The following is a 23246-nucleotide window of genomic DNA, read 5'->3' as shown; positions in this document are numbered from 1 at the left end:
TTTTTAGGATCAAAGCCTTGTGGCTTTTCTCCTCCCCTTAACTCATTACGTCGCCGACGATCCCTTCGAGATCGCCTGCGATATCTTCGATCCTGCCCATAGCATTGATGCGTTTCAGAACACCGTGACTGTCGTAGTAGGTGATCAACGGCGCGGTCTGTGCGTGATAAGCCGCCAGGCGCGAAGCCACGGTTTCAGCGTTGTCATCCGCGCGGCGCTTGAATTCGGTGCTGCCGCACTTGTCGCACTTACCGTCTTCGGCAGGCTTCTTAAACTGGTCGTGGTACCCTTCACCGCAGCCCGCGCAGGTATAGCGGCCCGAGATGCGGATCACCATTTCTGCATCTTCCACTTCCAGGCTGATTGCTGCGTTGATCTTTTGGTCATTGGACGCCAGCAGACCATCCAGCGCCTCGGCCTGAACCGTTGTGCGGGGGAACCCATCCAGAATGACACCCTTGGCGCAATCTGGTTGCGCCATACGATCGCGCAGGATCGCAATGACGATCTCGTCACTGACCAGATCACCGGCTTCCATCACGGCTTTGGCGGCTTTGCCTGCTTCGGTACCTGCGGCAACGGCTTCGCGCAACAGGTCACCCGTGCTGAGTTGAACAAGTCCGAATTTTTCTTCCAGCATCCGGGCCTGCGTGCCCTTCCCGGCGCCCGGAGGGCCGAGAAGGATAAGAACAGCGGGTGTGGTGATTGTGGCAGCGTCCATCACATCCTCACTTGTTCGCGCGGTTTTCGATCAGGTCTTCGACCACCGACGGGTCGGCCAGCGTCGAAGTGTCACCCAGCGAACCGAAGTCGTTTTCGGCGATCTTGCGCAGGATGCGACGCATGATCTTGCCCGAACGTGTTTTGGGCAGGCCCGGGGCCCACTGGATCACATCGGGGCTGGCGATCGGTCCGATCTCGGTCCGGACCCAGGTGCGCAACTCCTTGCGGAGCTCTTCGCTTGGTTCACGGTCGTTCATCAAAGTGACATAGCAATAGATGCCTTGCCCCTTGATTTCATGAGGATATCCGACAACAGCAGCTTCTGCCACGGCGGCGTGCGCAACCAGTGCGCTTTCCACCTCGGCCGTTCCCATGCGGTGGCCCGACACGTTGATCACATCGTCCACGCGGCCGGTGATCCAGTAGTCGCCATCTTCATCGCGACGGCAGCCATCACCAGTGAAGTAGTAGCCTTTGTAATCCGAGAAATAGGTCTTTTCGAACCGCTCATGATCGCCCCAGACGGTGCGCATCTGGCCGGGCCAGCTGTCTTTGATGCAGAGCACACCCTCGACACCATTGCCTTCGATCTCGACGCCGGACTGCGGGTCCAACACCACCGGTTCGATGCCAAAGAACGGCTTCATTGCCGATCCGGGCTTCATTGCATGGGCACCGGGCAGGGGGGTCATCAGGTGACCGCCGGTTTCCGTTTGCCACCATGTATCCACGATGGGACATTTGCCCTTGCCGACGACATCGTTGTACCAGTTCCAGGCCTCTGGGTTGATCGGCTCACCCACGGTTCCCAGGGTGCGCAGATCGCTGAGGTCGCATTTCTCGACAAACTCTTTGCCCTGACCCATCAGGGCGCGGATCGCTGTAGGCGCGGTGTAGAATTGGTTCACCTTGTGCTTTTCGCAGACCTGCCAGAAACGCGATGCGTCCGGGAAGGTTGGTACACCTTCAAACATCAGCGTGGTCGCACCGTTGGCCAGCGGGCCATAGACGATATAGCTGTGGCCGGTGACCCAGCCCACATCCGCAGTACACCAATACACGTCGCCTTCATGATAATCGAAGGTGATCTCATGCGTCATTGCGGCGTAAACCAGATAGCCGCCGGTTGTGTGAACAACGCCTTTTGGCTGACCGGTCGAGCCAGAGGTGTATAGGATGAACAGCGGATCTTCAGCGCTCATTTCGGCTGGTGCGCAGTAGTCGTCCGCCTCAAGGGCCATTTCGTTGTAATCAAAGTCACGACCGTCGATCCAGGTGGTCTGACCACCGGTGCGTTTCACGACAAGGCACTTGACGGTATCCTTGCAGTGCAGCAGCGCCGCGTCGGCATTGGATTTCAGGGGCGTTTTACGACCACCGCGCGGAGCCTCGTCCGCAGTTATGACGACCTTGGCGTCACAGCCATTGATCCGGGCCGCCAACGCGTCCGGCGAGAAGCCTGCAAAAACGATAGAGTGAATTGCGCCGATCCGCGCACAGGCCAGCATGGCATATGCAGCCTCGGGGATCATCGGCAGATAAATGACAACGCGGTCGCCTTTGCGCACACCCAAAGATTCAAGGACATTTGCCATGCGGCAAGTGCGGCGGTGCAACTCCGCGTAAGAGATATGCTGAGCCGGATCATTTGGATCGTCCGGCTCCCAGATGATTGCCGTTTGATCACCGCGGGTTTTCAGGTGGCGATCCAGACAGTTGGCCGAAACATTCAAGGTGCCATCGGCATACCAGTTTATCTTAACCGAACCGAAATCGTAGTTAACGTCTTTGACCTGGGTGAAGGGTTTGATCCAGTCAACGCGCTTGCCTTGCTCGCCCCAGAATGCGTCGGGGTCACTGATCGAAGCGGCGTACATGTCGGAATATTTTTCGGCATCAACATGCGCACGTGCGACGGTTTCTGCGGATGGCGGATAGGTCTTGGCATCTGCCTGGGCAGCGGTGGTCATTTTTGAGGCTCCTCCCTCTGGACTGGATTGCGTTGGGACATTTTTTGCCACTTGGTCCGGCAATGTCGATCCCGTTCCTCCCCGAGTTCGAATATTACCGAGTTCTGAAAATAAATAAATAAATTGCCGGAATCCCTGAATTTATTTGTAAAGAAATTTCTAACTACGACCATATCTAGTAAAGAAAACGCACTAATTCCGTAAAAATCCATTTAAAATATATGGATAGGTGTAACACATGTCCTACTTGCAGTTCCTAACACAAGTAGGTGTCAGTCCACGAATGTCGGGTTTTTCTACATGCGCAATCCAAGCGGGAACTGCTTCTGATACCAGCGGAAAACCAAGGCAGGGTTGGCACAGTAGAATGTTGGCGCTAGCTTGATCCTCAAGCGCCTCGGGAGGAGGCGCATCAATGGGAGATCAAATGATGAAAAAGATGTTGAGCGGCGCCGCTGTCGCCGCCCTGAGCTTTGCCTTTGTCGGTGAAGCTTTTGCTACTGAGTGGAACGCATCGGTCTGGGGCAAGCGTCGAGCCTTCACCGAACATGTTGAAAAACTGGCCGAACTTGTTAGCGAAAAAACCGGTGGTGAATTCACCATCAATGTCAGCTATGGCGGGTTGTCCAAGCCGCGCGAAAATCTGGACGGCATTGAAATCGGCGCCTTCGAGATGGCTCAGTTCTGTGCAGGTTACCACCGCGACAAAAACCGCGCGATTACCGTTCTGGAGCTGCCTTTTCTCGGCGTGAACAACCTGCAGGAGGAGGTGGCGGTCAGTCATGCGGTTTATGACCACCCCGCAGTCAAGGATGAGATGGCGCAATGGAACGCCCGCATCATCATGACCTCACCGATGCCGCAGTATAATCTGGTCGGCACTGGCGAGCCGCGCGATGAACTGGCTGATTTTGACGGAATGCGGGTCCGTGCAACTGGCGGTTTGGGGCAAGCCTTCGAGGCGGTCGGAGGTGTTCCGACTTCGGTCCCGGCAACCGAGGCATTCAATGCCATGGAATCCGGTGTCGTCGACACCGTGGCCTTTGCCCAGCACGCACATCTGTCTTTCGGGACGATCAACGAAGCCGACTGGTGGACGGCTAACCTGAACCCGGGAACGGTAAACTGCCCGGTCGTGGTCAACATTGACGCTTACGAGGCTCTGCCGGCTGCGCATCGCGAGGCGCTGGATAGCTCGATTGATGAGGCGATTGACCACTACCTGACAAATTACGACGGATTGCTCGAGCAATGGGACAGTGTTCTGCAAGAAAAGGGTGTCCAGAAAGTCATGATTGATGATGCCGTGATTGCAGAATTCCGCACCAAAGCAGCCGACCCGATCCGTGAAAAGTGGATCGCGGAAATGACGGAACAGGGGCTGCCAGCGCAGGATCTTTTTGATCTCGTGCAGATGACGCTGACGCAACAGCGCGGCGGCAACTGATCCTGAACCCGGGTGCCTGCCAGGCACCCGGTACACCAATATTGGGGAAAACTGGAATGGCAGGACAGGCCACAGTGCTGGTGGACGGAAGTCGTCTGAGCCAGCTGGATCAGCAGTTGTTGAAACTGGAGCGTTTTCTCGCGCTCATCAGCGGTTTGGCAGTATTTGGCCTGATGGTCCTGGCCGTTATCTCGGTCAGTGGGCGCAATGCCCTGAATGCCCCATTGCCAGGATATGTTGACTGGATCGAACAGGCGATGCCATTGATCGCATTTCTTGGCATTTCTTATGTTCAACGCGACGGTGGCCACATCCGCATGGACATCGTTCTGTCGCGCCTTCACGGCAGAGGGTTGTGGTTGTTCGAACTGATCTCGGTGGTTTTGATCCTGCTTCTGATGCTTGCACTGGTTTGGGGCAGCTGGTCTCACTTCGACCGCTCCTTTGATTTCGGTGCACCATTGTGGAGCCGCGACAGTTCCATTGATATCGGGATTCCATTGTGGCCCGCCAAACTACTGGCCCCTATCGCGTTTTCTGTTCTGTGCCTGCGGCTTGCCTTGCAGATCTGGGGATATGGCCGGGCTTTTTTGCTGGGACTGGAAGCTCCGGTGGCCGTTCCGTTGATTCAGGACGCGGCAGCACAAGCAGCGGCTGAGGCCGAACAGTTCGAAGGGCAGGACTGATTTATGGACACGATAGAAATTGGCCTCTGGGTCACAGGCGGGCTTCTGGTCTTTGTCGTGGTCGGCATGCGCGTGGCTTTTGCTGCGGGTTTGGCCGGGTTAATTGGGCTGATTTGGATTTTTTGGGCCAAGTTTGGGTATGATCCGGCGCGGTTTGGAAAAGCGCTGACTGTTGCGGTCAAAACCGCCGGGCAAGTGCCGCATTCCAAAGTTGCCTCTCATACTCTTAGCTTGATCCCGACCTTTATCCTGATCGGGTATCTGGCTTACTACGCAGGTCTCACGCGGGCATTGTTCGAGGCTGCAAAACGCTGGGTCGCATGGGTTCCCGGAGGGTTGGCGGTTTCAACCGTATTCGCCACTGCTGGTTTCGCCGCGGTGTCGGGTGCCTCGGTTGCCACCTCTGCCGTTTTCGCCCGCATCGCGATCCCGGAAATGCTGAAGGTAGGCTACAACAAACGCTTTGCTGCTGGTGTGGTGGCCGCCGGAGGAACGCTGGCATCACTGATTCCACCATCGGCTATTCTGGTGATCTACGCGATCATCGTCGAGCAGGATGTTGGGAAGCTGCTGTTGGCGGGGTTCATTCCGGGCGCGTTTTCAGCGATCATCTATGCCGTGCTGATTGTCGGGATCGCTGTGATCTTTAAATCTGTCGGTCCTCCAGTCACAGGCTTTACATGGAAACAGCGCTTTTCGGCCCTTCCCGGAGCCATTCCTATTGTCGCCGTCATCCTGATTATCATCTGCTTTGTCTATAACCCGTTTGGTGAAAAAGCGTGGGGCACACCGACGGAAGGCGGCGCAATCGGCGCCTTCATTGTCTTCTGCTTCGCCTTGTTCCACGGGATGCGATGGAGTGAGTTCAAATCAGCGTTGCTAGAGACGGCCAAGCTTACTGCGATGATCTTTTCGATCATCTGGGGCGTTCTGATCTATGTGCGGTTTCTAGGGTTCGCAGACCTTCCCGGCGCCTTTTCTGACTGGATAACTGGGCTCGAGATGTCGCCCATGTTGATCCTGATCTGTATTCTTCTTGCCTACGCCGTGTTGGGCATGTTCATGGATGCGATTGGAATGCTGCTCTTGACCTTACCTGTTGTTTATCCGGCGGTTATGGCGCTGAACGGTGGTGAATCTGTCAGTGCCGCAGACAGTGCGTTTGGCATGTCCGGCCCGATGTGCGCGATCTGGTTCGGAATTCTGGTAGTCAAGATGGCCGAATTCTGTCTGATCACACCGCCCATCGGACTCAACTGCTTTGTCGTCGCCGGGGTGCGACCGGATTTGAGTGTTCAGGATGTTTTCAGGGGTGTGACACCCTTTTTCGTGGCCGACGCGCTGACCATAGCAATGCTCGTGGCTTTCCCTGGTATTGTACTCTACCTGCCATCGCTTGCGGGGTAGGTAGGATGCGAGGCTCTGCCTCGCGCTCCGGGATATTTAAAGCCAGATGAAGAAGGGATCCCCTGCTTCATCTGGCCAACAAATATCCCGGGGGAGGCGCCCGGCACGGGCGGCGGGGGCAGAGCCCCCTTAGGCGCGCCTAACCGGCCCGCATCAGCATTCCGAACAGGTCGCGCGGATCGTCCGGGTCGGCCAACATGTCCAGAGGCTCAAAGAACGCGGTGCCTTTGATCGCCTGCTTGACATAGCGTAGGGCTGAGAAATCTTCGATTGCGAAGCCAACACTGTCGAACAGGGTGATTTGGCGGTCGTCTGTGCGCCCTTTGGCGGCACCGGTCATAACCTGCCACATCTCGGTCACGGGATGATCAGCATCCAGCGCTTGAATTTCGCCCTCGATCCGGGTTTGCTCGGGGTATTCGACGAAGATGTCAGAGCGCAGCAGGATATCGCGATGCAATTCTGTCTTGCCGGGACAATCACCACCGATGGCGTTGATGTGGACGCCGGGACCGACCATGTTGTCGGTGAGGATGGTGGCGTATTTCTTGTCGGCCGTGCAAGTAGTGATGATCTGAGCACCTTCAATAGCGTCTTCCGGTGTCTTGCATGGGATGACCGTCAGGCCTTTGCCTTGCAGGTTTGCGGTGCATTTCGCTGTTGCACCGGGATCGGTATCGTAAAGCCGGACAGTGTCGATCCCGCACATTGCCTTGAAAGCGAGGCATTGGAATTCGGACTGCGCCCCATTGCCGATCATGGCCATGGTCGTGGCATTCTTTGGGGCAAGATAGCGCCCGACCAGAGCCGACGTTGCCGCTGTGCGCAATGCAGTCAGCATCGTCATTTCGGTCAGCAGAGTGGGATACCCGGTGTAAACATCCGCCAGCAATCCGAATGCGGTCACAGTTTGCAGACCCTCGGAGGTGTTTTTGGGATGTCCATTCACGTATTTGAATCCATATGCCTCCCCATCCGAGGTGGGCATCAGTTCAATCACTCCGTGGGGTGAATGTGCCGGAATGCGCGGGGTCTTGTCAAAGCTTTCCCACCGTTTGAAATCGGATTCGATCTGATCGGCGATCTGTACGATCATCTGTTCGACTCCTATGTGGTGAATCAGCCGCATCATGTTGTCGACGGACACAAAAGGCACGAGCGCCTTTTCAGAAGGTTGGGTCATCAGAAACTCCGGGTGGGGCGGTCAAAGATGCGACGGCCCATAAGTGAGGCGGCCAGATCGACCATCAGTTTTGCGGTGCGGCCACGTTCATCCAGGAACGGGTTCAGTTCGACAAGATCCAGCGAACTGACCAGTCCGCTTTCATGCAGCAGTTCCATGACCAGATGAGCCTCGCGCTCGGTCGCACCGCCGGGAACAGTGGTGCCGACGGCAGGGGCAATGGCCGGATCCAGGAAATCAACATCCAACGAGACGTGAAGAATAGCGTTTTCGGCTTTCACGCGATCCAGGAACGCCAGCAACGGCGCCTTGATCCCATGTTCGTCAATGCTGCGCATGTCGGCCAGCATGGCGCGGTCCTGTTCCAGCGCCAAACGTTCCGCCGGGTCGACAGAGCGCAGGCCAATCATGCCGACTCGATCGGTTGGCACGACAGCGGGTAAGGGCGGAAGCGCCTCGAATCCCGACCTTCCTGTGAAATAGGCGACAGGTGTGCCATGCAGGTTGCCGCTGTCTGTACTGTCGGGGGTGTGAAAATCACTATGCGCATCCAGCCACAGAACGAATAGCGGGCGGTCGACCTTAGCAGCATAGGCGGCCATCCCGGTCACGGTTCCCATGGACAATGCGTGATCGCCGCCCATGAAGATTGGAATGCCCTGTTTAGCTGCTGTCAGTGCGGTCTTGCTCAGCGCTTGCGTCCATCCGACGCATTCGGGCAGCGCGAACAGGTGCGGATGCTCGGGCAGGTCCGTTTTTTCAGGTTGCACGTCGCCCCAATCGCAAACGGAGTGACCAAGATCGGCCAAGGCCTGATCCAGCCCGGCCACGCGATATGCGTCAGGACCCATTCGGCAACCCTGACGCCGTTTCCCGGCGTCCATCGGCGCGCCGACTAAAATGATGTTTTTGCGTTCCATGTGGTCCATTTAGGCCGTCACTGTGTCTTGCGTGAAGAGCACAAAATGCTCAAAATGGATCAGGAAACTCCTTAATGAGAAGGTAATATGGACGAATTGGATAGTCGTCTGCTGGGCGCATTGCAGCGCGACGCGCGCGCCAGCCTGTCAGAGCTGTCGGAAACGCTTGGTGTGACCCGCACGACGGTGCGCAGCCGTTTGCAACGGCTCAAGCAATCCGGTGAGATCGTCGGTTTTACCGTGTTGACGCGTCGGGATCTGGCACAAAGCCCGGTACGTGGGCTGATGATGCTGGAAATCGAGGGGCGCGGCACCGAGCGCGTGATGTCCCGGATCGGAGCCATGCGGCAGGTCACGGCGGTCCATTCGACCAACGGCAGTTGGGATTTGATTGCGGAAATCAGTACGGAAACTCTGGCCGAACTGGACGAGGTTTTGTTTCAAATTCGCAAGATCGACGGCGTTACACGTTCGGAAACGAACCTGCTGCTGTCAACGCGCAAGGGGCGGCTCTAGTGCTTTGAGATGAATGCGACTTGTGCCAGAGTTTGTGAGCAGACAGGGTGCGGCTTACCCTAAGGTAGGCCGCTTGCTGTCTAAGGGTTCAGTATATCCGGAAGGCTTACGGCATGACGACATCTGAAAAAGGCGACGGGCCTTTAGCCGGACAGTGGGCCGAACGACTTGCTGGTCTGCTGGAAAAACCCTGGCTGCGCATCGCGATACCGGTCGTTATTACCGGGATTGCCCTTTCGGTTTTGCACGATCTGTCGGCCCATGTGAAATGGTCGGATGTCCAGACCGATATTTCGGCGACATCATGGAAATTGATGTTTTTTGCGATGTGCTGGACAGCGTTCAGCTTTTTGTCGCTGTCGCTCTATGATGTGTTCGCGGTACAGAGCGTGGCAGATGGCAAGGTGCCGTTACCTGTGGCGGGGATGGCCGGAGCCAGCGGATACGCGGTGTCGAACTGCCTTGGGTTTTCCTACATCACGGGAACCGCGATCCGGTATCGGATATACGCGTCGCTTGGCTTGGACCTTGGCCGGGTGGCTGGCGTAATCGCGACCTCATGGGTGGCGTTCTGGATGGGTCTGATCCTGATTTTGGGTTTGTTGCTGACCCTGCACCCGGATGGAATATCCAAGGTGATGCCCGTCAGCGAAACGGTCGAAACCACCGTAGGGTTGTGCTTGCTGGCTGCATTTGTTGCGATGTTCATTTGGCTGTCCAGCGGTGGCCGGCGGTTGGCTGTTGCGGGCGTCGGTTTCGATCTGCCCGGAGGGAAACTGGCGGGCCTGCTGACGTTGGCTGCCATTGGGGACCTGTTTGGCGCATCCATGGTGCTTTACGTTTTGATGCCGGATGATCTGGGTGTCGGGTACCCGTATTTCTTCACGATCTATATCGCTGCCATTGCCGTTGGGATCCTAAGCCATGCGCCGGGTGGGATCGGCGTGTTTGAGGCGACATTGATTGCCGGTCTGGGGGCGTCAGGCCGTTCGGATGTGATTGCTGCGTTGCTGCTTTACCGGGTGGTTTACACTTTTCTGCCATTTGCAGTCGCCAGCCTTTCCATTGCCGTTGCATCTGCCTTGACCCAAAGACACATGATCGGCGGTGCCGCCATCTGGGTCTATCGCGTGATCCGTCCCATGGTTCCGATAGTCGCGGCCGGGGTTGCCGCGGCGGCCGGAGTGATCTTGCTGGTGTCGGGCGCTTTGCCAGCTGGGGCGCAAAAGCTCGGCACGCTGAAAGATATTCTGCCGCTTTCGTTTGTCGAGGCTTCGCATCTAGCAGGCAGCGTCGTAGGCGTGCTGCTGTTGCTGGTCTCGCGCGGGTTGTTCCGCAAGCTCTACCGGGCATGGATCGTTGCGATGGTGCTGATGGGGGCAGGGTTCTTTGCTTCGCTTGCAAAGGGGCTCGACATCCACGAAGCGCTTTCGATGCTGGGAACGATTGGTCTGCTGGCCATGTTTCGTGGCGCGTTCTACCGAGTCAGCGGCGCGTCGATATTTAGGCTGAACATCCCATGGCTGATCAGTGTCGTGGTTCTGCTGGCGGTGATTTTCTGGATCGGGCTGTTTGCATATTCGCATGTCGAATACCAAAACGATCTGTGGTGGCAGTTTGCCTGGAACGGTGACGCTTCGCGCTTTCTGCGGTCCAGCCTTGTTGTGGCCGTGATCGTGGGCATTGTTGCCGTGAACTCTCTGTTCGGGCGTGAGATACCGACACCGCAGCGGGTTGAAATCCCAGAGGTTGTGGAGCAGCTGGTGATGGAGAGTGAGGATACGGAATCCCAGATCTCGCTTACCGGCGACAAGCAATTCCTGATCTCACCGGATGAGACCGCGTTTATCGCCTACGCCGACACGGGCAATGCGCTGATTTCAAAAGGAGAACCTGTTGGTGACGAGAGGGCCGGGCAGCAACTGATCTGGCAACTTCGGGAAATGGCGGATCGCGAAGGTAAACTCTGCGCGTTCTACAGTGTCTCGACCAAATATCTGCCGACTTTTCTGGATCTTGGACTGTCGATCCTGAAGATTGGTGAGGTTGCGCGGGTGTCATTGCACGACTTCTCGCTGGACGGAAAGTCGCGCAAGCGGTTCCGGCAGGCCAAGAACCGTGCTCAACGCGAAGGATATGTGTTCGAGATCATTCCGAAGGAAGAACTGGCGCCTCTGTTGTCAGATTTGCGTGGGATTTCAGACCGCTGGCTTGCGCAAAAGGCCGGTGCAGAAAAGGGCTTTGCACTGGGGGGATTTGATGATCAATACCTGTCCTATTTCGATCATGCGATCCTGCGTGATGGCAATACCGGCAAGATCATGGCCTTTGCCAATCTGTTCCAAGGAGGGAACAAGTCCGAGCTGTCACTGGACCTCATGCGTTATGAACCCGATAGCCCAAGTTTCGTCATGGACGCTCTTTTCGCCGACATGATGGATTGGGGGGCGCAGCAGGGGTTTCACTGGTTTTCACTGGGTGCCGCACCGTTCTCAGGGATCGAAAACCGTCAGCTTGCTTCGCTTTGGAACCGCATCGGTGGGTTCGTTTACGAACATGGCGAACAGTTCTACCATTTTGAGGGCCTTCGTGCGTTCAAGCAGAAGTTCGATCCGGAATGGAGCCCGAACTATCTGGCCAGCCCCGGTGGGCTGGCCGCGCCCCGCATCCTCTATGAGGTTAATATTCTGATCTCGGGCGGATTGCGTGGATTAACCAAGTAGCACCTAATTCAGGCTTGCGCGGGTTGGGGTTTTCTGCAGCAGATCGCCCCAATCCGTGCGATAGGCCATCTCGGCCAGAACGGTTTCAGGCAGGAATTCCTGATTTTGACGGATTTGCCATCCGCCGCCCAGACCCTTGTAAACCGCCACCAGGTTGCTGGATACCTGCTGCCGCGCCTCGATCAGATTGGCCTGCGACCGCAATAGTGCGGTCTGGGTGTTCAGCACGCGCGAATAATCGGCAATGCCATCTGTATATTGGCTGACGGCGATTTCGGCAGCTTTGCGTGAGGCTTCGACACTTTGCTGATAGAACCCGACCTGCTTACGTGCCTGCGCATAAGCGACCATGGCACTTTCAACCTCGGAATAAGCGGTCAGCACAGTGTTCTGATAATTCGCAATCAGCGCCTGGTAAGCGGCGTCCTGCGCGCGAACATTGTTCTTGATGCGGCCATAGTTCAGCACATTCCAGACCACACCGGCACTGGCCAGACCGGTGGTGCTGCCACCGCTGAACAGATCGCGCCCGCCGGATGCCTGCAGACCGATTGCGCCTGACAGGATGAATTGGGGATACAGGTCCGCCATCGCGATGCCCACTTGTGCCGATTGCGTGGCTGCCGCCAGTTCAGCCGCGCGTACATCCGGGCGGCGGCGCAGCAATTCAGCGGGAACGCCCACTGCCACATTTGCCCGGGCCGATGGAATGCGGCCGGTATTGCCCAGCAGACCGGTCATGCGTGAAGGTGTCGTGCCCAACAACACCGCAAGCGCGTTCTTGGTCTGTTGCAGGTCGCTTTCCAGTTCGGGTACCAGCGCCTTGGTGTTGTTCAGCAGGGCGGCGGATTCCTGTACGTCCAGTTCCGTGGTGACGCCATTGTTAAACCGCAGCTGAGTCAGGTCTGCCGAGTCCTGCTGCAATTTGATGTTCTCGCGCGCAATTGCCAGCGTCTCTTGCAGCGCCCGGATATTGACGTAAAGCGCGGCGACATCCCCGGTCAGCGTAACCAACGCGTCGTCGTAGTTTGCTACTTGCAGGGCCAGATTGGATCGCGCGGCCTGAACGCCGCGCCGCTGCGCGCCCCAGACGTCCAACTCCCACTGGGCATCGAAGCCGACTTGCGAGGTCGAGAACTCGGTATCCAGCGGGATGACGCGATTGACATCCGAAATTGGCCCCAGATTGTCGCTGATCTGGCGCCGTTCAAGCGAGCCGCCAATGGCCTGCGACTGCGGGTAAAGCTCGCCAAAGGCGATACCCAGTTGCGCGCGCGCCTGCAAAACCCGCGCACCAGCGACCTGAAGTGTCAGGTTCTGGGCGTAGGCCTCGGCAATCAGTTTGTTAAGGGTCGGATCATTGAATGTCTGCCACCATTTCACGACAGGCGCACTGCGCGAGGTCAGCCCGCTTTGACCGGCGCTGGGGTTGTTGACCTCAATCCATTGTTTTACGACAGGTGAATTGGGGCGCACAAAATCCGGTCCAACGGGTGTGCAAGCCGCGAGAGTGGCGGCGCAAATGGCGGTTCCCAACAACCTGCGGAGTGTCATGGCGCGCATCCTCAGATATCCAGGGGTCGGATGAAGTTGGCGAAGGAATAAAGGCGGATGTTGATGCGCCTCAGAAACTCAAAACTTTTGCCCTGGCCTGTATAGATTGCCACAGCGGCATGGCCGCCCGCTGGGAAGATGTGGTCTTCCGGCACATCGACGGTGATCTGAACCGCAATCCGACCGGGCAGTTTGGGCAGCTCGAAACCGGGCAGGCGGCCCGACGGGATGAGTTGCCCTTGACGGGTGGCCCACCAGATCGCTTCGACCTTGCCCGTCAGGATTTCACCGGGATAAAGATCAAGCGCGACTTCGACCTCTTGTCCCGGTTCGACAAATTTCAGGTTCTGCTGGCGGAATGTGGCAAGGATATAAGGGCTTTCATCAGTCACGAAGCTGGCAATCGCACCCAACCGGACGTCACCGACTACCAATCCGGGGCGGGCCTGCTGTGAGACGATCATGCCATTTTCAGGCGCATAGATTGTTGTGTTTTCCAGAAAATACTCGGCTTCGGCCAATTGCGCCTGCGCCTGAAGGATGCCCGTGTTCACGCCGTCAATCTGCGATTCCAGCGCCAGTTGAGCCTTGGTCAGGTTGGCCCCAGCCTGTTTGACGGCGGCCTGATCTTCCGTCACCTGTTCGTTCCATCGATCCAGATCGTCCTGACGGGCGCCTCCGGCCGGAACAAGATTCTCATACCGCGCCTGTTGGGTTTGCGCATAGGCCAATTGCGCATTGGCCCGTTCGACAGCTTCGGTCGACGCAATGACATCCTGTTCAAGGATTTTGGCATTCTGCTGTGCCGCCACCAACTGGGCCTGCGCATTATCGACCGCCAGCGAAAACACCGTATCATCGAACCGATACAGCGGATCGCCCTTTGCGACCGGTGTATTCGGTTCAACAAGAACCTCGGACAGAATCGTCGGCTGTGTCAGCTTGGGGATGATCTGTATGGTCGAACGTACCACGTGGCTGTCTGCTGAAAACGGCTGAAAGAAGCGCAATGCCACAAGGAAGATCAACAGCAGGTGTGCACCCACCCAGAACGAAACAATGCCCCAGGCAATGTTGAACTTCAGCCATTCCAGCTTGAAAAAAATGAGCCAGACGAAAATGATGTAGAACAGCGTGATGCCGAGGGCGACGAACATAGGAATTAGGGTCCTTCGGTCTTAACTGGGTTGTGTGTCATCTGTGTCCAGACGATCCTGGTATTCGGGTTTGACCTTGCCGCCAAGGCGTTTGATTTCATCGCGAATGGCATCTTTTTCCTCGTCCGGGCCCCGGCGAATATCGACCGTGACGCCATCGTGGAAAGCCCACATGAAGGCGTGAACCCAAGGCACGACAGCCAAAAACCCCATCCATCCCATGATCTTTACGGCTTCGGCATGGGGATGATTACGTTTGATCGCGATCCGCCCCGGAAGGCCCATAATGAACAGGAACAGCGCCATAACTGCTGCAAGCAGCAGGATCAGCGCGACCAATGTCAGATAGTCATAATAGCCCAGCGGCTGGCCCAATAGTCCCATGTGTGTGCCTCCATCAGGGGAAGGTTAGGGTATCCTCAGTCATTCGTTTTCAGTTCGTCAATCAACTTGTAGTCCGTTGGCGGGTCATCACAAATGCCCGGTCCGCATTCCAGCAGAGTTGAACCGGCGTTCAGTACGGCAAGTGCCAGCATGACAAAGAAGGCGGTTTTGGCCAGCTTGTTTCCCCCAAAATGTACCTCGCTGGCCGCGCCCGAGTCATATTGGCGATCAAACAGCAGCATGAACGACGTACCCAGCAGGACAAGGAAAAAGGCGATGCCCGCCCAAGTGTAATAATGCAGCCCCAGAACGGGCGATCCGTAATGGCCGGTTCCAGGCACAATGTGCAACAGGATTTGCCGGATCGAAACACTGCCGCCATACAAAGCGGCAATGAGCATGATGGCATAGTGCTGCGGTCGCGCGCCATAAAGCAGGTTCAGGCCCAGCCCGACGCCGACGGCTACAAAGCCGACACGCTGCAACAGGCAAAGCGGACAGGGCAGTTCGTAAAGGACAAGTTGATAGAAGAACGCCAGCGCCAGAACGAGACTGACGGCCAGCATTCCGATCGCGTTTAGTGTACGTGACAGTTCGGGTGTCATGATGAGGCCCTCAAAGCTGAATTGTCAGCTGACTGGTGGCGTGGAATTTCAACCAGTAGATACTCAGGGCAATCGTAAGGAAGAACAGCGCATTGCCTGCCTTTGTCATGTTGAAATAGTTGAGCCCCATCGTGGCAGTAAGTAATGCAAATAAAAGCGCAATCATGGCCCGGTGCTCCCCTCCCGTGCACATATCTTTATGCAAACGATAGTGTCAGGCCGGGTGGCATCTGGCAAGCGGCGCGGTAAATTGGAGACTATTCTTAATGTCCGCTAGTTACACAGGACGATGTCCGTTTGCCATTCCTGACTGCGCAGGTGCAGATCGCCTGGTAACGGCGCATCCGTGTAAATTGCGTCGATTTCTGCCAAAGAAGTGATGCGCGCCGGAGCCGAGCGGTGAAACTTGGAATGGTCGGCAACCAGAAATGTGCGGCGTGCCTGCGCAATGATGGTCTGGCTGACTTGTACCTCCTGAAAGTCGAAGTCCAGAAGATCTCCGTCAGTGTCCAAAGCTGAACAGCCGATTACGGCAAGGTCAAATTTGAATTGCCGAATGGTCGAAACAGTCAGGTTCCCGATCAACCCGCCGTCGGTGCGCCGCAGGACGCCACCGGCCATGACGACCTCACAATCCGGGTTCTCAATCAGAATGTTTGCGACATTGATGTTGTTGGTCACAACCATCAGATTCTTGTGGTTCAGCAATTGCCGCGCCACGGCCTCGGTCGAGGTTCCGATGTTCATGAAGATCGATGCGCCGTCGGGGATATCGGTGGCGCAAGCCTGTGCAATACGGGTCTTGGCGTCGGCGTTCAGGGCACGGCGGTCTTCATATCCGATGTTTGACACGCCCGAGCGCAGCACCGCGCCGCCATGCACCCGATCCAGTTTACCTGCCTCGGCCAACTCGGTCAGGTCGCGCCGGATCGTCTGGACCGTGACACCAAATCTTTCGGCCAACCCGTCAACGGTGACGCGGCCTTCGGCCCCGGCAATGTCCAGAATGTCAGATTGGCGAAAAGACAGGGACATGGTGTTTCCAAACTTGAAGTGTTTCTTTCGTTTTTGTTCTTTTTGGCCGATTTTGCAAGAACGGTATTAGGAGATTTCAGGTTAGTGTTGCAAAGCGAAAAAATTCGAACATAAACATTGACCATACGAAGGATGTTCTGGCAAATGCCTGTCATCCATCCTGACAAGGAATCATTGGCATGCAGTCAGCGGACGTTCAGACAACGGACCTTTTTATCATCGGGGGCGGGATCAATGGTTGCGGCATCGCTCGGGATGCTGCTGGTCGCGGGCTGTCAGTTACATTGGCAGAGATGAATGATCTGGCCTCGGCCACATCATCAGCCTCGACGAAATTGTTTCATGGCGGGTTACGCTACCTGGAGTATTTCGAAATCCGTCTGGTCCGTGAGGCTCTGATCGAGCGTGAAACCCTGTTGCGCGCGATGCCGCATATCAGCTGGCCGATGCGCTTTGTGCTGCCCTACCACAAGGACATGCGGTTTGACTCGGAAACGCCGACCTCCCGGCTGCTCAGTACGGTCATGCCGTGGATGCGGGGGCGGCGTCCGGCTTGGCTGATCCGGTTGGGTTTGTTCATGTATGACAATCTGGGTGGTCGCAAAATTCTGCCGGGCACCACGTCGCTGAACCTGCGATCGGGTCCGGAAGGCGTCCCGTTACAGGACAAGTTCGAAACGGCTTATGAATATTCTGATTGCTGGATCGAAGATTCACGGTTGGTGGTCCTGAATGCCCGCGACGCCGAGGCGCGCGGTGCGCAGATCATGGTGCGAACCGAGGTGATTTCGGCCGAGCGGGTGGACGACCTTTGGCAGGTATCACTTCGTGATCGCAGTAGCGGCGAAACCCGTCTTGTCCGGGCCAGAATGCTGATCAATGCGGGTGGCCCTTGGGTCGGGGACATCATCCAGACCAAGATCCGAGTGAACTCACGCGAGGGTGTTCGACTTGTTCGGGGCAGCCATATTGTGACACCCCGGCTCTATGACCACGACAAGTGTTATTTCTTTCAGGGCGAAGACGGCCGCATCATTTTCGCCATTCCGTATGAACAGGACTTTACCCTGATCGGCACAACGGATCAGGATCACCCGGACCCTGACACGAAACCCGTCTGTACCGAGGTCGAACAGGAGTATCTGTGCGCCTTCGCATCGAAGTATTTCAAGCGCCCTGTGACCCGCGAAGATGTTGTGTGGACCTATTCTGGTGTGCGGCCGCTTTATGACGACGGTGCCAGCAGTGCCACCGCAGCAACGCGAGATTACACGCTGAAAGTCGATGCGCAGGGTGGGGCGCCTGTTTTGAACGTGTTTGGCGGCAAGATCACCACCTATCGCAGGCTCGCGGAAAGTGCTCTGGAGAAGGTTGGTGAATTCTTTCCAAATATGCCGGGCCCCTGGACCGCTGGTGTGGCGCTGCCGGGCGGTGACTTTCCGGTTGACGCAGTTGAAGCCCTGACTGATCAGCTTCAAGCCGCGTATCCGTTTCTGGGTGCCGCCTGGGCTGCACGCCTGATCAGGGCCTATGGAACCGAAGCAACAGATGTCCTTGGGGATGCGCAACAGCTGTCTGATCTGGGCGAGGATTTTGGCGCAACCCTGACCGCGCGGGAAGTCGCGTGGCTGATCGACAAGGAATATGCACGGACCGCCGAAGATGTCGTCTGGCGGCGCAACAAGCTGGGCCTGCGACTGAATGCCGAGCAGATCGCGCGGATCGACGGCTGGATGGCTGAACGGCTGGCCCCCGGCTCGACCTGATCCATCTTTCTATCCTCTTGGCGGGTGATGAGTGTTGTGCTAGCCGTTGGATACGGTCGGCAGACACCGAGGCGTCGCTGCTCTTACCCAGAGTGCTAAACCTGCCAGTGTATGTGAAACTATCGCAACCATCAGGGCGTTGTTTCGTCAAGTCAACGACCAACGATCGCGCAAAACGCCCGATATGGATTTGTGATGAGCAAAACTCCTGTACCCTTGCACGCCGATGATCTGACCGGATTCGTGCGTATCCTGTCCCAACAACTTGGCGACTCCAGCCCGTCGCACCTGAACCTGATGAACATGGTCGCTCGTGCCGCCGGGTTTCAGAACGTGCAACATATGCGCGCCACCAGTGCCGCTGCCCGGCGGATCGAGACCCGCCTGAAACAGCCGGCTGCTGACATGCGCACGGTTGAGCGCACACTGCACCTGTTCGACGGGCAGGGCAGACTTCGGCAATGGCCGTCAAAACGATCGGTGCAGACTTTGTCCTTGTGGGGGCTCTGGTCTGCGGTACCGGCAGCCGCGGTGCTGCAAGAGGGTGAGGTCAACACGTGCCTCAATGCCGAACATTGTTTTGATGACCCTGCAACCCTGCGCCGGACCATGATTTCATGTGGGCTGCTGACACGGAACCGGGATGGATCGGATTATCGCCGGGTCGAGCAGGCACCGACACCAGAGGCAAAGGTGGTGATCCGCGAACTCTCTGAACGTCGGCGGGGAAGACCAGACTGACGCCAGAAAAAAGCCCCGCTGATGGGCGGGGCTTTGATCGGATCAGGCCGCTTCTTCTGAAGGGCCGGGATCGTTTTTGCTGCCTTTCAGCCACTCACGCATGCTTTGCATCAGGGCGTAGAGGACAGGCACCACGATCACGCCAACCAGCGTCGCGGCCAACATGCCACCGAACACGGCGACACCGATGGCTTTCTGGCTGGCCGCACCTGCACCATTGGCGGCCAGCAGCGGTACGACGCCCAGCAGGAAAGACAGGGCAGTCATCATAACAGCGCGGAACCGCTGATGAGCGGCCTCGACGGCAGCTTCCTTGATCGAAAGACCCTTGGCGCGCTGTTCCATTGCAAACTCGACGATCAGAATGCCGTTCTTCGAAGCCAGACCCACCAGCATGATCATACCGATCTGTGTATAAAGGTTAATATCACTGCCAACGATGGCAACCGCGGCCACCGCCCCGAACAGGGCCACGACCACTGACAGCAGGATCGAGACCGGCATAGTCCAGCTTTCATACTGTCCCACAAGGAACAGGTAACCGAATAGGATGGCCAGCCCCAGAATAATGATCACCAGGCTGCCTGACGCCAACTGTTGTTGTGCCGTCCCCGTCCATTCGAACGAGTATCCCGGCGGCAGGGCTGAAGCAGAGACCTCTGTCATCGCGGTGATCGCATCGCCGCTGGAAAGGCCCGGTGCAGGCACCGCCGTAACCGTTGCCGACCGGAACAGGTTATGCCGTTTCAGCAGAACCGGCCCCAACACGTTTTCTACGTCGATCAGGGTGCCCAGTGGCACCATGTCGCCCTTCTGAGAGCGCACATAGAGGCTGGCAATGTCATCGACATTGTCGCGATAGCTGCCTTCCGCCTGGATCATTACGCGATAGACGCGACCAAACAGGTTGAAGTCGTTGACATAATACGACCCCAGCTGGGCCTGCATGGTCTGGAAAATCTCAGCCACCGAGACGTCCAGTGTTTTGGCTTTCTCGCGGTCCAGATCCACGAACAGCTGCGGAACGTTGGCGCGGAATGTCGTATAGGCCTGCCCGATCTCGGGGCGCTGGTTGGCCGAATAGACAAACGACCCCACAGCCGAAGCCAGATCCTGCGGCGAGCCGCCTCCGGTTTGCTGCACCTCCATCTCAACCCCGGCAGACATGCCAAGACCCTGAATTGGTGGCGGGTTGAAGGCAACGGTCGAGGCTGCGGTTTCGTTATTCGCGATGGCCAGCACCTTGGCCAGAATGGCCTTGGCGCTCAGGTCCTCCTCCTGCCGTTCGGCCCAGTTGTCGAGGTTCACGAAGATCGCAGCGCCGTTGGTGATTGTGCCGTTCAGCAATGAAAAGCCATTGATCAGAACGGTGCTGGACACACCCGGGATCTCGCGTATCTGGTCATCGAGGCGCTTTGTCACGGCCTCGGTCCGTTCCAGCGTCGCGGCGTCAGGCAGTTGCACGTCAACAAAGAGATAACCATTGTCTTCCAGCGGGATAAACCCGGCTGAGGTGTTCGACATGATTGCCCCTGTTCCCATGCCGAGACCAACCACGATGGCCAGCGCGATAGCTGGAAAGACAAGCAGTTTGCGCACAATAGCGACATAGCCGTTGCGAACGCCACCAATGAAGTTTTCGAACAGCGCAAGTAGCCCTTTGGGCGGCCCTGAGCGGGCCTTAAGGACCAGCCCGCACAGGGCAGGTGACAGTGTCAGCGCGTTGATGGACGAGATCACAACAGCGGTCGAGATCGTGACAGCGAACTGAGAGTACAACCGCCCTGAGATGCCCGGCATGAATGTCACCGGCACGAAAACCGCCAACAGAACCAGCGTGGTCGCGATGACCGGACCTGTGATCTGCCCCATTGCCTTACGGGTGGCTTCTGCCGGGGGCAGCCCCTCATCAGCGATGATGCGCTCGACGTTTTCGACCACGACAATGGCGTCATCGACCACGATGCCGATGGCCAAAACCAGCGCAAACAGCGAGATCGTGTTCAACGACATGCCGAAGGCCAGCAAGAAAGCAAACGTGCCGATCAGTGAGACCGGGATGGCAACCGCCGGAATGATCGTCGCGCGCCAACTTCCCAGGAACACAAAAACGACCGAGATCACGAGGGTAAAGGTCAGGATCAGTGTCGATACGACGTCATTCAAAGAAGCTTCGACAAAGTCTGTCGTGTTAAAGGGGACATCATACTCCACATCCGTCGGGAATGCGCGGGACAGCCGCTCCAGTTCCGCCTGCACGCGCTCTGAAACGGCCAGGGCGTTTGCGCCGGGGGCCTGATAGATACCGATCACGGTGGCGGGCACGGACTGAAAATAACCGGACGCCGAGTAAAACTGTGCACCAAGCTCAACCCGGGCGATATCCCTTACGCGGACAATTGCGCCGGCGTCTCCGGTACGGATCACGATGTTGCCAAATTCTTCGGCTGACGTCAGTCGCCCTTTGGACTTGATCGTGTATTGAAAGGTCTGGCCTTCGGGAACAGGCGGTGCACCAATCGAGCCTGCGGACACTTCGATATTCTGTTCGCGGATCGCGTTGATCACATCGCCTGGTGTGATGGACAGGGCTGCCATCTTGTCCGGGTCCATCCAGACCCGCATGGCATATTCAAGGTTGGTCAGAACATCAGCCTTACCCACGCCCTGCACACGCGCCAGCGCATCGCGCAGGTTGATCGAGGCATAGTTGGAAAGAAACACGCTGTCATAGGTGCCGTTGGGCGAGGTCAGCGTGACCAGCATCAGCATGTTGGTCGACGATTTTTGTGTAACAACGCCCGAAGATGTCACTTCGGCGGGCAACGACGACATTGCCTGTGCCACCCGGTTCTGCACGTTGACCGAGGCGATATCGGGGTCGGTGCCAACTTCGAAGGTTACGTCCAATGAATACGAGCCGTTGTCAGACGATCTGGACGTCATGTAGATCATGTCGTCCACACCGTTGACCTGCGCCTCGATCGGTGCGGCAACAGTGTTTTCCACTGTTTCCGCATTTGCGCCGGTATATTTGGTGGATACGTTGACGACGGGCGGGGTAATGTCAGGGAACTGCGCGACCGGCAGCACCAGATAGCCGATGCCACCCATGATGGTCAGTACCAGCGAGATGACAAACGCCAGCTTTGGCCGGCTGATGAACAGGGCTGAGAACATCGATTATTCTCCCGGCTGTTCAGAAGCGACGACCGCGTCAACAGCCACGCCGGGGCGGACCCGTTGCAGGCCCTCGACAATCACGCTTTCGCCCTCACGCAAGCCTTCCGTAACGATGATGGCAGTACCTTCCGTGTTGCCTGTGGTGATGTATCGCTGCTCCACCATCTGTTTGTCGTTTACTACAAGAACAAAGTCACCACGCTGGTCGCGTTGCAGTGCAGCTTGCGGCACCAGAACTTGCAGGGTTGGTTGCAGCGCTTCAATCTGCACGTTCACGAATGCACCATCCAGGATCAAACGGTCGGCATTTTCGAACTGGGCGCGCATTGTGATCGCACCGGTCAACGGGTCGATACGATTGTCAACGAATACGATCCTGCCCGTTTCATCCAACTTGGTTCCATTTGGCAGCGTGATATGCACATTGGGGCTTTGCGGGCTGTCAGCAAGAGAGGCGGAATTTGCGCCAACGGTCTGAAGAACCGAAGTGAAGATTTTTTCGTTGAGCGAGAAATTCACATAGATCGGCGTCTCGCTGACAATGTTCACCAGCGGGGGGTTGGTCGGGCCTACCACATCGCCGACACTGGTGGTGATGCTGCCGATACGCCCATCAAAAGGCGCGTGGATCTGTGTATAGCTGAGGTCCAGTTCGGCCTGCTGGATCGCTGCATTTGCGGCCTTGACCTGAGCCTCGGCGACCAGTTCGTTTGCCCGCGCGATGTCACGTTCGGATTCAGGTGTCGCGTCGCGCTTGTAAAGCTCTTCCTTACGCGCCAGGTCAACCTTGGCCAACTCAAGATTTGCCTCGGCCCGGTTCAGATCAGCTTTTCGGGCCTCCAATGTCGCTTCGTAAAGGTCCGGTTCGATGGTGAACAACAGGTCGCCTTCTTTGACCGTTGCCCCATCCTCGACATTTCGGCTGTTGAGAAAACCGTTCACGCGGGCGACGATGTCGACCTTATTGATCGCCTGAGCGCGCCCTATGAAGGAAGCCTCGTCGGTGATTTCTTCGGTGTAGGCGGCCGCAATCGTAACTTTCGGTGCCGCTCCTTCGTCCTGTGCAGTTGCAGGTTGGGCCAGTCCCAGGGATATCAGCAATAATGCGGTGGCAATTGGATTGCGGGCCTGAGTTGGAAAAGGGAAAACTTGGGACATGGCGAAAGCCTCGTGCATTTCAGAAACAATTGGTGTCCATCCCGGCGGTCACAATCGCGCGAGTCGACAAAACTTGTTTGCAGGATGG

Annotated in this window: 19 protein-coding genes; 7 read left to right on the top strand and 12 right to left on the bottom strand. The window is 57.0% G+C overall.

The window, feature by feature from the left end; all coding sequences use genetic code 11:
• Positions 1-37 precede the first annotated feature (37 nt).
• Both ACR0EK_RS03855 and acs read right to left on the bottom strand, forming a co-directional pair.
• On the bottom strand, positions 38-721 hold the full coding sequence (locus ACR0EK_RS03855; RefSeq protein WP_480565122.1) for an adenylate kinase: 684 nt from the start codon (positions 719-721) through the stop codon (positions 38-40).
• Between the two features lie 7 nt (positions 722-728).
• Positions 729-2693: an acetate--CoA ligase gene (acs, locus tag ACR0EK_RS03850; RefSeq protein WP_209504160.1), complete on the bottom strand. Its 1965-nt coding sequence runs from the start codon at positions 2691-2693 to the stop codon at positions 729-731.
• 430 nt (positions 2694-3123) lie between these two features.
• Between acs and ACR0EK_RS03845 the strand changes: the two genes are divergently transcribed.
• The 3 genes from ACR0EK_RS03845 to ACR0EK_RS03835 are packed head-to-tail and all read left to right on the top strand — an operon-like array spanning position 3124 to position 6233.
• On the top strand, positions 3124-4140 hold the full coding sequence (locus tag ACR0EK_RS03845; RefSeq protein ID WP_480565280.1) for a C4-dicarboxylate TRAP transporter substrate-binding protein: 1017 nt from the start codon (positions 3124-3126) through the stop codon (positions 4138-4140).
• 56 nt (positions 4141-4196) lie between these two features.
• Complete coding sequence (locus ACR0EK_RS03840; RefSeq protein WP_480565119.1) at positions 4197-4826, top strand: TRAP transporter small permease; 630 nt, start codon at positions 4197-4199, stop codon at positions 4824-4826.
• A 3-nt stretch (positions 4827-4829) separates the two neighbouring features.
• Positions 4830-6233, top strand: a complete 1404-nt coding sequence (locus ACR0EK_RS03835; RefSeq protein ID WP_209504158.1) for a TRAP transporter large permease — start codon at positions 4830-4832, stop codon at positions 6231-6233.
• 139 nt (positions 6234-6372) lie between these two features.
• Here ACR0EK_RS03835 and ACR0EK_RS03830 read toward each other — a convergent pair whose 3' ends face one another.
• Both ACR0EK_RS03830 and rocF read right to left on the bottom strand, forming a co-directional pair.
• Entirely contained in the window at positions 6373-7416 is a 1044-nt protein-coding gene (locus ACR0EK_RS03830) for an ornithine cyclodeaminase (RefSeq protein ID WP_480565115.1), read from the bottom strand.
• Positions 7416-8336 (bottom strand): arginase, encoded by a 921-nt coding sequence (gene rocF / locus ACR0EK_RS03825; RefSeq protein WP_480565112.1) that lies wholly within the window; start codon positions 8334-8336, stop codon positions 7416-7418. The genes ACR0EK_RS03830 and rocF overlap by 1 nt, the downstream gene beginning before the upstream one ends.
• An 87-nt stretch (positions 8337-8423) precedes the next feature.
• On the opposite strand from rocF, the gene ACR0EK_RS03820 reads away from it, so the two are divergent.
• Positions 8424-8852 (top strand): Lrp/AsnC family transcriptional regulator, encoded by a 429-nt coding sequence (locus ACR0EK_RS03820; RefSeq protein WP_209504154.1) that lies wholly within the window; start codon positions 8424-8426, stop codon positions 8850-8852.
• 113 nt (positions 8853-8965) lie between these two features.
• The gene (gene mprF / locus ACR0EK_RS03815) at positions 8966-11575 is read left to right on the top strand and encodes a bifunctional lysylphosphatidylglycerol flippase/synthetase MprF (protein ID WP_480565109.1); all 2610 of its coding nucleotides are present in this window, start codon (positions 8966-8968) and stop codon (positions 11573-11575) included.
• Positions 11576-11578: 3 nt separating this feature from the next.
• On the opposite strand, the gene ACR0EK_RS03810 is transcribed toward mprF, so the two are convergent.
• The 6 genes from ACR0EK_RS03810 to ACR0EK_RS03785 all read right to left on the bottom strand — a co-directional run bounded on the left by ACR0EK_RS03810 (position 11579) and on the right by ACR0EK_RS03785 (position 16310).
• Positions 11579-13129: an efflux transporter outer membrane subunit gene (locus ACR0EK_RS03810; protein WP_480565106.1), complete on the bottom strand. Its 1551-nt coding sequence runs from the start codon at positions 13127-13129 to the stop codon at positions 11579-11581.
• Between the two features lie 11 nt (positions 13130-13140).
• The gene (locus ACR0EK_RS03805; protein ID WP_267366155.1) at positions 13141-14286 is read right to left on the bottom strand and encodes an HlyD family secretion protein; all 1146 of its coding nucleotides are present in this window, start codon (positions 14284-14286) and stop codon (positions 13141-13143) included.
• Positions 14287-14307: 21 nt separating this feature from the next.
• A complete protein-coding gene (locus ACR0EK_RS03800) occupies positions 14308-14670 on the bottom strand; it encodes a DUF3302 domain-containing protein (RefSeq protein ID WP_480485873.1) in 363 nt (120 codons plus the stop codon).
• Positions 14671-14705: 35 nt separating this feature from the next.
• A complete protein-coding gene (locus ACR0EK_RS03795) occupies positions 14706-15275 on the bottom strand; it encodes a disulfide bond formation protein B (protein ID WP_480485871.1) in 570 nt (189 codons plus the stop codon).
• A gap of 10 nt (positions 15276-15285) precedes the next feature.
• Entirely contained in the window at positions 15286-15441 is a 156-nt protein-coding gene (locus ACR0EK_RS03790; RefSeq protein WP_209595994.1) for a DUF5993 family protein, read from the bottom strand.
• A gap of 107 nt (positions 15442-15548) precedes the next feature.
• Positions 15549-16310 carry a DeoR/GlpR family DNA-binding transcription regulator gene (locus tag ACR0EK_RS03785; protein WP_480565103.1) on the bottom strand — a complete coding sequence of 254 codons (762 nt, stop codon included), beginning with the start codon at positions 16308-16310 and terminating at the stop codon, positions 15549-15551.
• Positions 16311-16489: 179 nt separating this feature from the next.
• Here ACR0EK_RS03785 and glpD point away from each other — a divergent pair, with 179 nt between their 5' ends.
• Together glpD and ACR0EK_RS03775 are read left to right on the top strand one after the other, a co-directional pair.
• Positions 16490-18076, top strand: coding sequence for a glycerol-3-phosphate dehydrogenase (gene glpD, locus ACR0EK_RS03780; protein ID WP_480565100.1), 1587 nt, complete (start codon positions 16490-16492; stop codon positions 18074-18076).
• 195 nt (positions 18077-18271) lie between these two features.
• Positions 18272-18817, top strand: a complete 546-nt coding sequence (locus tag ACR0EK_RS03775; protein ID WP_480565097.1) for a DUF2087 domain-containing protein — start codon at positions 18272-18274, stop codon at positions 18815-18817.
• A gap of 42 nt (positions 18818-18859) precedes the next feature.
• Here the strand turns inward: ACR0EK_RS03775 and ACR0EK_RS03770 are convergent, their stop codons facing one another.
• Both ACR0EK_RS03770 and ACR0EK_RS03765 read right to left on the bottom strand, forming a co-directional pair.
• The gene (locus ACR0EK_RS03770) at positions 18860-21997 is read right to left on the bottom strand and encodes an efflux RND transporter permease subunit (RefSeq protein WP_480565094.1); all 3138 of its coding nucleotides are present in this window, start codon (positions 21995-21997) and stop codon (positions 18860-18862) included.
• 3 nt (positions 21998-22000) lie between these two features.
• On the bottom strand, positions 22001-23158 hold the full coding sequence (locus tag ACR0EK_RS03765) for an efflux RND transporter periplasmic adaptor subunit (protein ID WP_480516752.1): 1158 nt from the start codon (positions 23156-23158) through the stop codon (positions 22001-22003).
• Positions 23159-23246: the final 88 nt, after the last annotated feature.

It is taken from the genome of Ruegeria sp. AE4, from assembly GCF_056542185.1.
The sequence above is the reverse complement of the archived record's forward strand: the minus strand, read 5'-3'. Positions and strand labels throughout refer to the sequence as shown.